The 14923-nt window shown below is 44.1% G+C and carries 9 protein-coding genes; 4 read left to right on the plus strand and 5 right to left on the minus strand.

What is annotated here, in order from left to right:
* The first annotated feature begins 1 nt into the window (after position 1).
* Both BACPLE_RS04850 and BACPLE_RS04855 read left to right on the plus strand, forming a co-directional pair.
* Positions 2–1264, plus strand: coding sequence for a glycosyltransferase family 4 protein (locus BACPLE_RS04850; protein WP_007559427.1), 1263 nt, complete (start codon positions 2–4; stop codon positions 1262–1264).
* Positions 1257–2021 (plus strand): glycosyltransferase family 2 protein, encoded by a 765-nt coding sequence (locus BACPLE_RS04855; RefSeq protein ID WP_007559428.1) that lies wholly within the window; start codon positions 1257–1259, stop codon positions 2019–2021. The genes BACPLE_RS04850 and BACPLE_RS04855 overlap by 8 nt, the downstream gene beginning before the upstream one ends.
* 59 nt (positions 2022–2080) lie before the next feature.
* On the opposite strand, the gene BACPLE_RS04860 is transcribed toward BACPLE_RS04855, so the two are convergent.
* A complete protein-coding gene (locus tag BACPLE_RS04860; protein ID WP_040312457.1) occupies positions 2081–4570 on the minus strand; it encodes a glycosyltransferase family protein in 2490 nt (829 codons plus the stop codon).
* Positions 4571–4660: 90 nt separating this feature from the next.
* Here BACPLE_RS04860 and BACPLE_RS04865 point away from each other — a divergent pair, with 90 nt between their 5' ends.
* Together BACPLE_RS04865 and BACPLE_RS04870 are read left to right on the plus strand one after the other, a co-directional pair.
* Positions 4661–5356, plus strand: coding sequence for a 5'-methylthioadenosine/adenosylhomocysteine nucleosidase (locus BACPLE_RS04865; RefSeq protein WP_007559430.1), 696 nt, complete (start codon positions 4661–4663; stop codon positions 5354–5356).
* A gap of 7 nt (positions 5357–5363) precedes the next feature.
* Entirely contained in the window at positions 5364–5849 is a 486-nt protein-coding gene (locus tag BACPLE_RS04870; protein ID WP_007559432.1) for an S-ribosylhomocysteine lyase, read from the plus strand.
* Between the two features lie 191 nt (positions 5850–6040).
* Here the strand turns inward: BACPLE_RS04870 and BACPLE_RS04875 are convergent, their stop codons facing one another.
* From BACPLE_RS04875 to BACPLE_RS04890, 4 genes are all read right to left on the minus strand, one after another.
* Positions 6041–8446, minus strand: coding sequence for a sugar-binding domain-containing protein (locus BACPLE_RS04875; protein WP_007559433.1), 2406 nt, complete (start codon positions 8444–8446; stop codon positions 6041–6043).
* Between the two features lie 9 nt (positions 8447–8455).
* Positions 8456–10066, minus strand: a complete 1611-nt coding sequence (locus BACPLE_RS04880) for a glycoside hydrolase (RefSeq protein ID WP_007559434.1) — start codon at positions 10064–10066, stop codon at positions 8456–8458.
* Positions 10067–10152: 86 nt separating this feature from the next.
* On the minus strand, positions 10153–11850 hold the full coding sequence (locus tag BACPLE_RS04885) for a RagB/SusD family nutrient uptake outer membrane protein (protein ID WP_007559435.1): 1698 nt from the start codon (positions 11848–11850) through the stop codon (positions 10153–10155).
* Between the two features lie 13 nt (positions 11851–11863).
* The gene (locus BACPLE_RS04890; RefSeq protein ID WP_007559436.1) at positions 11864–14905 is read right to left on the minus strand and encodes a SusC/RagA family TonB-linked outer membrane protein; all 3042 of its coding nucleotides are present in this window, start codon (positions 14903–14905) and stop codon (positions 11864–11866) included.
* Positions 14906–14923 lie beyond the last annotated feature (18 nt).

Raw genomic sequence — 14923 nt, forward strand, 5'->3', positions numbered from 1 at the left:
TATGAGAGTACTGATTATCAACACCGCAGAACGCATCGGAGGAGCTGCCATCGCAGCCAACCGACTGATGGAAGCTTTAAAGAACAACGGAATAAAAGCTAAGATGCTGGTCCGTAACAAGCAAACCGATCAAGTGACGGTGGTTGCCCTCAAGAAATCATGGCGCAGAATCTGGCAGTTCACCTGGGAACGAATTGTCATCTGGGCAGCCAACGGATTCAAACGGCATAACCTTTTTGCGGTGGATATTGCCAACACAGGCACAGATATTACCTCCTTACCAGAATTCCGTCAGGCAGATGTGATTCACCTGCATTGGATTAATCAGGGGATGCTTTCCTTGAAAGATATCCAGCGCATTCTTGCTTCCGGAAAGCCAGTGGTGTGGACCATGCACGACATGTGGCCTTTCACCGGCATCTGCCATTATTCCGGGGAATGCGAGAAATATACCGCACAATGTCATGACTGTCCGCTTCTACTGAAGCCTCATCATCATGACTTGTCGGAAAAGACGTTCCATAAAAAGCAAAAGCTCTACACTACGGCTCCCATCACGTTTATCGCCTGCAGCCAATGGCTGGAAGCTATGGCACGCAGAAGCAGCCTGCTGCAAGGACACCCCATTACAAACATTCCCAATGCAATTAATACCAACCTGTTCAAGCCACGTGCCAAGAAATTCGCACGCGAGAAGCTGCACCTGCCTACCGACAAGAAACTGCTTTTGTTCGGGTCCATGAAGATTACAGATAAGCGTAAAGGAATAGACTACCTGATTGAAGCCTGCAAGTTATTGGCCCAGCAAGAACCTGAGTTGAGCAAACAACTGGGAGTTGTAGTACTGGGAAGTCAGGCCGAACAGTGCAAATCACTTTTCCCCTTTCCTATTTATCCCATGAATTACGTGAGCAATGAAAAAGAGCTGGTAGATATATACAATGCCGTCGACCTCTACGTCACTCCTTCCTTGCAGGATAACCTGCCGAATACCATTGTCGAAGCAATGGCCTGCGGCATTCCTTGTGTAGGATTTAATGTAGGAGGTATTCCGCAAATGATTGACCATTTGCACAATGGCTACGTGGCCCAATATAAATCGGCTGACGACCTGGCCAACGGCATTTGCTGGACACTGACAGAAGGAGACTACGAAACATTAAGTTCCGAAGCGTACCGTAAGGCCGTGACAACCTACTCTGAAGCAACCGTAGCCAGCCAATATATTCAAATATACAACCACATCACCGGAAAAAATGCATAACATTCATCATTTACATCCGAAGTTTTCCATCATCACGGTTACTTATAATGCCGGAGCCGTACTGGAAGACACTATTCAGAGTGTCATCACCCAGACCTACAAGAATGTGGAATACATCATCGTGGACGGAGGTTCCAAAGACAGAACTTTACAAATCGTTGAACAATACAAGGAACATATACATACCGTAATCAGTGAACCGGATAAAGGACTGTATGATGCCATGAACAAGGGAATCAAGCTGGCCACCGGCGATTACCTCTGCTTCCTGAATGCAGGCGACGAACTGCATGAGGACGATACTCTCCAGTTGATGGTGCACTCCATTACAGAGCCCACACTTCCGGATGTGCTGTATGGTGACACAGCCATTGTGGACGAAGAAGGACACTTCCTGCACATGCGCCGCCTGGCTCCTCCAGAAAACCTGAACTGGAAAAGCTTCAAGGAAGGCATGCTCGTATGTCACCAGGCTTTTTTCGCACGACGTGACCTTGTAGAGCCCTACAACCTTCATTATCGTTTTTCAGCAGACTTTGACTGGTGCATCCGAATCATGAAGAAAAGTCAGGTACTTCACCACACTCATCTGGTGCTTATCGACTACCTGAATGAAGGAATGACTACACGCAACCACAAAGCTTCTCTGAAAGAGCGTTTCCGCATCATGTGCAAGCATTACGGTGTAGTATCTACCGTGCTGCGTCATGCCTGGTTTGTCATCCGGGCCCTGAAAACTAAAAAGCGTCCCAGTTAAGTGGCCTGAGCCTCTTCACTGGAACGCCTTTATTTCTTCAAACAAACTTCTCTGCCTGTTTACTTCTTACTTTTCTTTATGGCCAATACAATGGCTGCCAGAATTGCCAGGCCCAATATGCCCAATGCAATGAAAGCAACAGTCTCGGTCACATGGAGTGATTTCGGGTCGAAAGTAAATTCTATCACATGTTTCCCGGCAGGCACATTCATCGCACGCAGAATATAATCTGCACGACCATGCGATACCTCTTTTCCATCAATGAACGAACGCCATCCCGGATAGTAAATCTCAGCAAAGACTACCGTACCGTCCTTCGGAGAGTTTACCTCATACTTCAACGCATTAGGTTCATAGCTGGTCAATACAATCGTACTCAAGCTGTCTGCACCTGCAGAAGCTTTCACTTCGTTCTGGAACTTTTTATCTACCACTGCTACGTGGGCCGGATTTACCTGATGCAACGCTTCTATTTCTTCATTGGCATTGTTCACATACTGCACCTCGTTGACAAACCAGGCATTGCCTAATGCATGAGGATTAAACACCGGAATAGTCTTGCCCTGCTGCAACGGAATGATAAAATAACGTGTATTCAGCATATTCAGCACCGGAGTCAACGTATCGCCTACCTGACTTAAATCAGCTCCCACCGAGGGTAAAGTCTTATACAGAGCCGTAATTTCACCCTGAATGTGCTCATCAATCATTTCCTGATAACGGCGAAGCTTCGCTGCATGATACCCTCCAATACTTTTGTGCCAGTAAGCTGTATTGTTCTCATTAAAGGTATTGACCGACAGATTCAGCACACGATAATCCAGCGACTTGTCCTGAAGTATCTGCTTGTCTGTTTCCGAAGGTTCCAGGAAAGGCTGCATTTCTGTGCCCTTTGCCACAAACTGCTCGTCATACAGATAGCGTTTGTTTACAGTCCACATATCTACCAAGCAAAGCAAAGCCAGCAAACCAACCAGCAGCTGTGCTTTCAGCTTTCCGGCACAGTATCCCCATAACAACACAGCTCCAATCAATACGACAAAGAAGCTTCTCCAGGCATCCGAAGTAAAGATGGACTTACGTATCTCTTCCAGGTTAATTAAAATCGGAGCCAGCTGATCGGCCGGAATCGCATTCTGCAATGCGTTCATTTCGGCAGAAGACACATACGAAGGGAAGAAGAAACCTGGAGCCAATGCAAACAGCAAAGAAAGACCTCCCGTCAAAGCAAAAGTAATATAGAAAGACTTACGTGATTCATTCCACAACTGCGGACGTTCTACCACTTCCTTTAACGCCATAATGGCCAGCAACGGTATAGTAAATTCTGCAATGACCAAAATAGAAGATACCGCACGGAACTTGCTGTACATGGGCACATAGTCAATAAAGAAATCCGTCAGGCCCATAAAGTTATGTCCCCAGGAAAGTAATATGGAGAATACGGTTCCACCCGCCAATGCCCACTTCATCGGTCCTTTTACGATAAACAATCCCAGAATGAAGAGGAACATGACAAAAGCACCTACATATACCGGACCGGAAGTACCCGGCTGTTCACCCCAATACTGTCCCAACTGACTATACAATCCCATATAGTTAGGGTCGGCCTTCTCCATGGCTTTCTCATTTTGAGCCAAAGGAACAGAAGCACCTCCTTTCACATTCGGAACCAGCAGCGAGAAAGTTTCTCCGATACCATAGCTCCACTGTGTGATGTAGCTTCGTTCCAATCCGCTATTGGTCTGGTTTGCACTGTTCTCCTTTACCAGCTCACTTTTGCCGCGCATGGTCTCCTTACTATACTCATACGTATGGTACAAATTTGACAAGTTCACACACACGCCCAACAGGCCCGCGATTACCAGTACCACACTGGCTTTGATAAATTGAGGCATCTTCTTTTCCCGCCATGCCATCACCCCATACGCAATGGCCATAAACAGCATGACAAACAAGAAATAGTAACTCATCTGCGGATGGTTAGCCACAATCTGCAAGGCCACAAACAAGGCCGTCACAATCCCCCCAGCCAACAGCTTACCACGATAAGCCAGCACCATACCGGCAATGGTAGGAGGAATATAAGCCAGTGCTACAAACTTCCAGATATGACCGGCCGCAATGATGATGAAGAAATAAGACGAGAACGCCCAGATAATGGCACCCAAGGCTGACATCCACACTTTAAAATCAAATGCACGCAAAAGAATGTAAAAACCCAGCAGCATGACAAACACATACCACACGTAAGTAGGCAGGAACAGATGATATACCTGCTGAATCCAGCCTAACGTATCGGTAGAATCATAGCTCGGAGACATCTGGTAGGTAGGCATTCCTCCAAAAATGGAATTTGTCCAGCGCGTACGCTCACCAGTCTTCTCCAGGTATTCACTCATTTCACGTCCAGAACCGATGCCGGCTACCGCATCATGCTGAGCCAGAATTCGTCCTTCATTTACCGCAGGATAGAAATACGCAAACGAAATAAGGGCAAAAAGCACGATTACCACTACATCGGGTAATAGTTTCTTGAACAAGTTCATATTATTCATAATTAATGTTTTCGGCAGGCAAAGATAACACAATACTGCCTGAAAAGTCGTAAATTTGCCACTGAAAATCTTTTTTAACGCATGAAAATAGGAATCATTACGGCCATGTCTTCCGAACAGAAGCAACTGGCTAATCAACTCGAGAACAAGACTGAACGTAAAGAAGGTCCCTTCACCTACATTGAAGGAAACATCAAGCAAAATACCATCATCCTGATGCAATGTGGCATCGGCAAAGTGAATGCCGCTGCCGGAACGGTCGAACTTATCCGCAACTTCCAGCCCGACTGCATCATCAGCACCGGAGTAGCCGGAGGAATCGACACCTGCCTGAAAGTGATGGACGTAGTAGTCAGCCAGCAGATTGTGTACCATGACGTATGGTGCGGCGAAGGCAATGCCTACGGACAGATTCAGGGTCTCCCTACTTTCTTCCAAGGAAATGAAACCCTCTTCCAGTGTGCCCTTTCACTCGATACAGAAACGGCTATCCACGGAGGTCTGATTTGTACAGGTGACAAGTTTATTACCGGCCGCAGCGAACTGGACGAAATCAAGCATAACTTCCCGGAAGGACTGGCTGTAGATATGGAATCGGCTTCCATTGCCCAGGTGTGCTACCTCTATCAGGTTCCTTTTATCAGTTTCCGCATCATTAGTGACACTCCAGGAGCCGACAAGCATTTTGAACAATACCAGAATTTCTGGGGGGAAATGGCCGACCGTTCTTTCCACGTCACTGAAACTTTCCTGAAAGCATTACCCAACAAACTATAATCGCTTTATGAAAAAGATACCAAGCTTTACAGTAGACCATATTCGTTTGCAACGCGGTATTTTCGTGTCACGCAAAGATGAAGTTGGAGGTGAAATCGTCACTACCTTCGATATTCGTATGAAAGAGCCTAACCGTGAACCGGCCTTAGGTCCTGCAGCCATCCATACCATTGAACACCTGGCAGCTACTTTCCTGCGCAATCATCCGGTATGGGCCGACAAGATTATCTATTGGGGACCAATGGGTTGCCTGACCGGAAACTACCTGATAGTAAAAGGTGACCTGCAATCCAAAGACATTGCTCCACTGATGACAGAAACTTTCCGCTTCATCGCCGATTATGAAGGTGAAGTGCCGGGAGCCAGTGCAAAAGACTGTGGAAATTATCTGATGATGAACCTTCCCATGGCCAAATGGGAAGCAGCCAAGTTCCTGCATGAGGTGCTGGAACAGCTCACCGAAGAAAACTTAAACTATCCGGCTTCCCTGTAAAACCACATCACCTATTCCAGAAACACGAACAGGCTATCACCTTATCAGATGCCGGAAAACAAAGCGTGCCGGCAGGCGCTTTTCAGACAGCCTGCCGGCACGCTTTCAGTACTTCTTAGGCAGTACCGTAGTACTTCCCTAGCAGTACTCCAGTACTTTCAAGGAAGTACCGCAGTACTGCTTAAGGAGGATTACTCAGCCTTCAATACCACTTCCGTTCCTTTCAAAAGAGGAGAAGTCAGTTTCACACGAATCTCACCTTTCTCACCTGTAGTCTGGATATAAGCCAGCAAACGTCCGTGAAAAGCACGGTGGTGATTATCTGTATAATCACTCATATCTCCGTTATTTGAACCTTCCAGTCCCAACAAGCGTGCCGGACCTTCAATCTGACAAGTTACGTCGTTATCGCCTAATTTTACGATAGTACCTTGTTCATCCACCACTTCGATTGTCACATGTGCAGTAGCCTTATCCGGCGACAAGACTTCCTTATCCACAGTAGCCCGCAAGGCGTATGGACGTCCTGAGGTCTTGATTGCATAAGATGAAAGCACCTTTCCAGTTGCATCACAACCTTCTGCACGCAATTCTCCATCCTGATAAGGAATATCCCAATAAATGATACCACTCTTATCATCGTAAGGCTTCATCTGACCCACTTCTTTTCCGTTCAGCAACAAACGAGCCTGCGGTGCATTGGTATAACAAACCACCCGAATCAACTGACCCGGTTCGTAGTTCCACAAATCCCATGCATCCATTGATACCCAGTCGTGCTTAGGATACGTACCAACATAAGTCACAGGTTTTTCACTCCAAAGCGAAGCACGGAAGTATCCACGGGGTTTAGGGAAGCTGCCAAAGTCCAGCAAACCAGTATACAAACCTCTGGAAGGCCATCTGCCTGATTCACCCAAATAGTCTGTACCCGTCCAGAGGAACTGTCCGAAAATAAACTCCTTGTCGCGTACTGCATGCCAAGCCTCAATTCCCACACCGGTTTCACTACCGTAAATCACACGGTCAGGATAAGTAGCATGATCTTCGTCATAACGGTTTTCCGTATAATTATATCCTACTACATCTACTGCTTCAGGATACTCTGTCTGATTCGACATCACCACTCCGGCCAATGCACCGGTAACAGGACGTGAAGTGTCCACCGCACGAACACAGGCAGCCAGACGCTTCGCAATCTTACCGATACGCATGGCATCCGGGGCATCAGGCTTGTATCCACCGAACATAGGCTGATTAATGGTTGTGCCATCCAAAATAGGGTGAGAATAAGGATCGTTCGGATAGTCTACCTCATTACCGATGCTCCACAAGAATATACAAGGGTGATTCCGGTCACGACGCACCATATCCGTCACATCGCGTTCAATCCATTCCTCAAAGAAATCAAATGTTCCGTCATAGCTTGGTTCACCGACATTCCATCCCTTTATCCATTTCCGTTTCGGGAATTCCCATTCATCCGAAGCTTCATCCATCACCAGGAAGCCCATTCGGTCACATAAATCATACAATACCGGTGCCTGCGGATTATGGCTCATACGGATGGCATTCACACCAATCTCTTTCAGGTTTCTCAGACGACGCTCCCATACTTCAGGAGGAACTACCGCACCCAGCACACCTGCATCATGATGCAGACATACTCCTTTCACCTTCATCCACTTTCCGTTCAAGGCAAATCCCTTGTTGGCATCAAACTTCAATGTACGGAGACCTACATTCGTCGAACTGCCATCTATCCGTTTCCCGTCACAAAGCAACTCTGTCTTCAGCGTGTACAGATAAGGTGCATCCAGATTCCAGCGGCGAGGCTTCTTCACCTTCAGTGATATTGTTTCTTTCGCAATACCCTCAGCTTTATCTGCCACTTTCTTACGGCCTTGTGCTACCAACGCACCTTCTGCATCATAAAGTGCCGCAGAAACCTCCAATGCACCAGCAGCCTTCACATGTTTTTCGACTTCCATATCAACTGCCACTACCGCCTGCTTATCGGTCAGCGAAGTAGCGTGCCAGCCTATTCCCCATTGAGCAAAATGAATATCCGGGGCGGAAATCATCCACACATCCCGGTAAATTCCGGAACCGGTGTACCAGCGTGAATCGGCATAACGGCTATGGTCAATACGGACTGCCAGCACGTTATTTCCTTCCTTCAGGTAGGGAGTCATGTCATACATAAAAGATATGTATCCGTTCGGACGTTTACCGAGCAAGTGACCGTTCAAATAAACCTCGCTGCGGTTATATGCTCCCTCAAAATAGATGTAGTGGCGCGCAGCCTTATCGGTAACCTGAAAATGTTTCCGATACCAGCCTATCCCCCCCGGCAAATAACCGGTACAGCTTGCCAGGGAAGGAGAAAGCTGTCCTTCTACCGACCAGTCGTGCGGCAAATCAAGTTTTCGCCACTTACTATCGTCATACGATACGGAAGTGCTCAGACTATCGTCCGACAAACTGAACAACCAATTCTCATTAAATTTTTTGGCTTCGCCAAAAGATACTTGGGCTTGCACTACAGTACATACCAACAGCCCCAAAAGAATAATAAAAAATGCCTTGTTCTTCATATAACTTTTTTATTTTAGTTCATAGACTACTGTTGTTACACTCTCTGCATCTAATACGACAGAGTCTTCAGTTTCTAAAACCTTCTCAACCAATTGTTTATTTGCAGAAGTTGTATAAGTTTTTATAGACTTAAGCTCTCCAGGCCAATTTTGACGTGTCTCGTTTAAGCGTACTCCCTTACTTGATAAGTTTGTATACACAGCTACGATACAATCCTGCTGTGGTGAGATCCAAGCAGAACCAAAGAAGCTCATGGACTCATTTAAAGTAGCAGAAATTCGTTGATAATCAGGACGAATAAAACGGCTATAGTTTCCTAATACCCACAAAGTGGCAGTAGCATTAAAACTTCCCTCTTCTTCCAGATTATCCACACTTTCTTTATCTCCAGCCCATCCCTTCGGCGTCAGTGAAATCAACAGGAAACGGTTTTTCTGTCCCCATCGTGAAACATCCATAGCTACCCAATAATTCCAAGATGTTACATTGGCAACTGTCAGGTCATTATGAATCACCTTAGACATATACAAAGCAATATCCATTTCCGAGGCTGCATCATATCCCACAAACTCTGACGAACTATAATTATCTCCCAGCATGCTCCACTCACTTTGCCAAACTTCCACGCCATACTGTGTAGCAGCCTCTGCTACTTTCTTACGTACCTCACGCATTCCATCCCATGTTCCATCTGTCCAGTAGCTATGTCCACAAATTAAGTTTTTCACATGCGATAAATCACCCACATAAGCAGATGATGAGGTAGAAAAGAATGCAGAAAGCACATTACTACGATTTGCATCGTCTTTCACCTTGTAAAGATACTCCCAATCTCCTGATTCTCCTAATAAAATATTAGTAGAAAGTCCTTTTTGAGTCAGTTGCGAATCAAGTTCTCTTGCAAGCTTAGCAATCTCTTCATTCTTCCATCCGCTACCTTCCTGACCATTTCCATCCCAATTATATTGAGGTTCATTAACCGGAGAAATATGGCTGACAGAGAAGCCTTCATCCACATAATGTTTGGCGACCTCTGCCATATAAGCAGCAAAATCATCATAACAATCCGCTTTCAGGTTTGCACTACCTCCATTCTGAGAAAATCCTTTGCCATTCAGAGTGTACTGTACTGGAGGAGTATTACTAAAAAGCACATAATTATTGACACCAAATTCTTTTGCACGACTCATGAAATAACGCTGTCCCTCACAATGTGTCCAGTCTAATGACAAATTATCTGTCAAATAAGACTCCGCACGTCGAGATTTGTCCACAATTCCACTTTCATCTCCTTGTTCCGTACTTCCTCCTCCCAAATTCACACGCCACATAGAAAGCCCGATTCCCTTAGGCTGTCCATCTACAATCTCCGAAGAAAATAAAAGTTCAGAAATACGATCACGGCCACTGGTCCAATACTTTCCAATATACGCAGGCGTCCAGCAATCAGATGCACCAAATCCCACCATTTTCTGGAATGTCTGTCCAGCATCAATTGTTACCCTTTTCTCTACGCTGACAATCTCTCCTGAATCACCTCCATCCTCAGGATTTTCTGGGGTATTGTCACTGCATGCAGTCAGAGCTAACAAACCTAATATTATTGAATATCCTTTCATAACCTTGATTTTTTAAACAAGAATGCCATTCAGAAGAACATACACATTCCTCTGAATGGCATATAACCTAAATTACTTATTTATTATTAATTCCAGTTCGGGTTTTGTTCTATTGAACCGTTAGACATAGTCACTTCATACAAAGGAATTGGGAAAAGAAGGTCACGATCTTCACGGAATGACTTACCCTTATCGCTTGCTTCACCCTGATTGTCCCACTCCATTGCATCACGAGTAGCAGGATCTGTATTCCATTTTACAAATGAACCGTTTTCACCCATCAGATTTGCAATTACCGGTTTACCGTTATCATCCTTCCAACGACGGATATCGTACAAACGATTCTGTTCGAAAGCCAACTCCAAACGACGTTCGTTACGAATTGCATGACGAAGTTCATTTCCAGTTACGCTTACAGAAGCAAGTCCTGCACGATTACGTACTCTGTTCAATGCAGCCTGAGCATGAGTATCATCATTCAATTCATTACAAGCCTCCGCATACATCAATAACACATCTGCATAACGCAAAATACGATGATTAAGCGGGCTCTTATCCGTATTATAAACTTCAGGACGATCGTTCAAAGGAAGGTAATATTTACGAATAATACGAGCTGACTTGTGACCTGAAGGATCAATTACCAAACTGTTCTCTGGCAGATTATATTTCTCTACACAGTCATCATATACAGATATGTCCTTATTGTCATTCAGAATTTTAGCGAAATTCTCTTCTGTTTCACCTTTAATTTCTGTACAGCCAGTCTTAATGATAGTCCATTCACGGCGTTCATCATCTTCACTATAAGCTGCCTCTAAATTGGCAGTAGGCTGACACCATGCCCATCCATCACCCAAAGCAGCACCACAGCTACGGGCACCTGTTATAGTAGAAAGCGAACCTCCTACAGCCAATGTAGCATGATATTCATATTGTACCTCAAAAAGGCTTTCCACACTATTGTCGAAGTCTTTATCCCATACATCACCAAAGTTAGGAAGCAAATCATACTCTGTAGTCTGTGCGTCTTCACCGGTATAACCAGATTCAGGAATCAACTTCTGTAATACATCGCGGGCTTCTGTCCATTTTTCCTGATACAGATAAACCTTACCCAGCAAACCAAGTGCTGCTCCACTTGTAGCACGGCCCATATCAGCATCCGCATATTCACTACGCTTCGGCAATACCTCAGCAGCAGCAATCAAATCCTCCTCAATAAATTTATAAGTATCTTCCAATGAGGCACGGGTTATACCCTGAATCTCTTCCGGCATCTTGAACTCTGTAATCAAAGGTACACCTCCAAAGTTTCTGGCCAGTTCAAAATAGAAATATCCACGCAAGAAGCGAGCTTCTGCTACCAAGCGTGCCTGCAGTTCTTTGTCTTCCAGTTCAGCACTGCTGATACGGTCAATAGCGACATTACAGCGCAGAATACCTTTATAACGATATTGCCAGAAGTTGGAAATAGGACCATTACTTGCTCCATTACCTTGGTAATGTGCCAATGAAATATAATCACTCTGACTCTGTGTAGTATTTCCCATCCAGGCATCGTCACTACACATTTCCGACAAAAGCCAAACAGTATTAATGTTCCACCATCCGCCACAGGTAATATCCTGATAGCAGCCTGTTATATAAGCCTCGCACTCATCAGCCGTAGTAAAATAAGTATCAAGGTTTTGCTGGCCTCGTACTTCTTCTGTCAAGAAATCCTCACAAGAAGTAAAAGTCAGAGAGCCAAACAATGTCAATATTGCTAATAGCTGTTTCATAGTTATTCAAGAATTAAAATTTAAAGTCTATACCAAACAAGAATGTACGTGGATTCGGATAAGCAATGTTATCAATACCAGTTTCAATAACACTACCATTTGCATTTAACATAGGACGCTCCGGATCCATACCAGAATAACCGGTAATGGTAAACGGATTCTGTGCTGAGAATGAAATACGCAAGTTTGCTCCTCCTACCCACTGCTTAGGCAATGTATATCCAATCTGAAGCAATTTACAACGCAGATAAGAACCGTCTTCTACATAGAAGCTAGACACACGCTGATAGTTCAGGTTCAAATCATTGTATGACAAACGCGGAATATCATAGCTTGTACCTTCTCCATCCCAAGCTTTATTTAACGTACCAGCCCATACATTCTGTCCATTGGCGCCAGAATAGTATCCTTTTGTTGTATTAAATATATCATTGCCAATTGTACCATAGAAATTAGCTGCAAAATCAATGTTCTTATACGCGAATCCTAAGTTCAAACCTACCATCAAATCAGGATAAGGATTACCAATATAAGTCTTATCATTTGCGTCCAGATTACCATCATGGTTCAAATCTTTAAAACGAATATCTCCAGGCTGGGCATTGGGCTGAATCAAATTTCCATGCTCGTCAGTATGTGCATACACTTCCTCCCAATTCTGGAACAAACCATCTGCCACATATCCATAGAAACGAGAAATCAAACCTCCATCTTCATTACAAATAATCTGATCACTGTTAAATCCACCTGTATAAATCGGTCCATCACCAGAGAATTTAATGGCCTTATTACGTACAGAAGACAAGTTCAAACCGATATTGTAAGAGAAATCACCTTTCTGATCACGCCAATCAATTCCAAGTTCCCATCCATACGCCTTCATGCTACCTACATTCATCCATACTGTACTATTCCAGTTAGGATAACCAATGGCAAAAATATTCTGCTTTTCATAAAGCATATCTTTTGACTTCTTCTGGAAATATTCAAAAGTGACACCTAAACGAGAGTCAAGGAATGACATATCCAATCCTACGTTCCAGTCTTCTACAGTTTCCCATTTCAGCTGGTCATTACCTACAGTAGAGATATAATAACCATTTGCCAATGTAGGAGAAGTTCCAAAATAATACTGAGTCTGATCCAGCAAAGTCAAAGTAGCGTTATTGTCAATGTTCTGGTTACCTACGCGACCCCAACCTCCACGAACTTTCAAGTCGCTAAAAAGAGACTGGTCTTGCATAAACTCTTCACTGGTCACACGCCAAGAAGCAGAAACTGACGGGAACAATGCGTATTTATTTCCTGATGGGAAACGAGATGAACCATCGGCACGTAATGAAGCTGAAATGTAATACCGGTTCGCATAATTGTACATTACACGTCCCAAGAAAGAAACCATTGAGTTAAATGTAGTTTCACCATAAGCCTCTGCATTGTCTGCATTACCTGCATTGACTTCCTGCATCTGATCCATATTGCTTGGCAAGTCACGACGCAGCGCTTTTGTATTATACCATGCATAACGTTCTGCCGTAAAACCTGCCATCACATTCAAATTATGCTTCTCGGCAAAAGTATCTGCATAAGTAATTGTATTGGTCCAGTTCCAATCTAACCATTCCTGTGACTGGCGAGAAATTTCATTCAAATCTGTCTTTTCCAGTGGATCCAGACTAAACTCCGGAGTAAAGCTATCCGAACGACGGAAATGCGCATTTGTTCCGAACTGCGTACGTAAAGTCAACTTCTGAATCGGATTTACCTGCAAATAAGCATTCAAGATTGCCCCCATTTCGCGTGAGTTACTGTTTGAACGGGCGATTGAAGCTGCCGGATTCCAAACCTGGTTGTTATAAGAGCGTTGATAATTATTATACTCATTATCTACCCACTCTGATTCAGGCTTGAACACCGGAGTAGTCGGGTCCATACCCATAGCTGAAGAGAACTGGTCGGGAGTATCTTCCCAAGACTCCATACGAGGAGCTATGTCCACGCCCATCTTTACGTATTTATTAAAAGTATATTCTGTGTTCAAACGAATATTTATCTTGTCCCAATAACCTACATCAAACTGAGAATTGTTACGATAGTAACCTAAACTAAAGTTATATACTAATTTGTCTGTTCCGCCTGCTACACTAAGCGCATAGTTCTGAACCAAGGCAGTCTTGTTCACTACAGTATCCCACCAATCGGTTCCACCCGGATTTGTAGTAGCTCCTGTATCATTCCAGTTAGAAGTAGCACCATCATTCGTATAACGCTTGTTGTACACCTCTTTATATTCACTGGCATTTGCCATATTAGGTTTCGCGATAGTCTGGAAACCCACAGAAGTTGTAAAGTTAATATTGGCCTTTCCTGCCTTACCTTTTTTCGTTGTAATCAAGATGACACCATTAGAAGCACGAGTACCATAAATAGCTGCCGCAGAAGCATCTTTCAAGACTTCCATTGATTCAATATCATTACTATTCAAGAAGTTGATATTATCACCTACTGGCATACCATCTACTACATAGAGCGGATTACTACCATTTACAGTAGTAACACCACGAATCAATACTTTAGGAGTAGTACCCGGTCCACCACCGCTTGCTACTTGCACACCATTTACCTTACCCTGCAAAGCATCCATGGCATTACCCGTCACAGTCTGTGTAATCTCTTCTCCTTTCACTGTAGAAATGGAGCTTGTCAAATCACTCTTTTTCACTGTACCATAACCGATAACAACCACCTCTTCCAGTAATTCTGTAGACTCTTTTAACTCTACATTAATAACAGTTTTTCCATTTACAGGAATTTCCTGTGTGTCAAATCCGATAGAAGAAAAGACAAGTACGGCGTTTGAAGAAACGTTTGTCAATATATAATCACCATCCAGTCCGGTAATAGAACCGTTTCCGGTACCTTTGACTTGTACTGTAGCACCGATCATAGGCTCTTTATCAGACGCTGAAGTTACCGTTCCTTTTACGGTAAGGGTCTGTGCATAGCTACATAATGAAAGTAGCAATAGACACACAATTAATAATTGTTTTTTCATGTTCTATGATTATTGGTT

The organism is Phocaeicola plebeius DSM 17135 (genome assembly GCF_000187895.1).
GTDB lineage: Bacteria > Bacteroidota > Bacteroidia > Bacteroidales > Bacteroidaceae > Phocaeicola > Phocaeicola plebeius.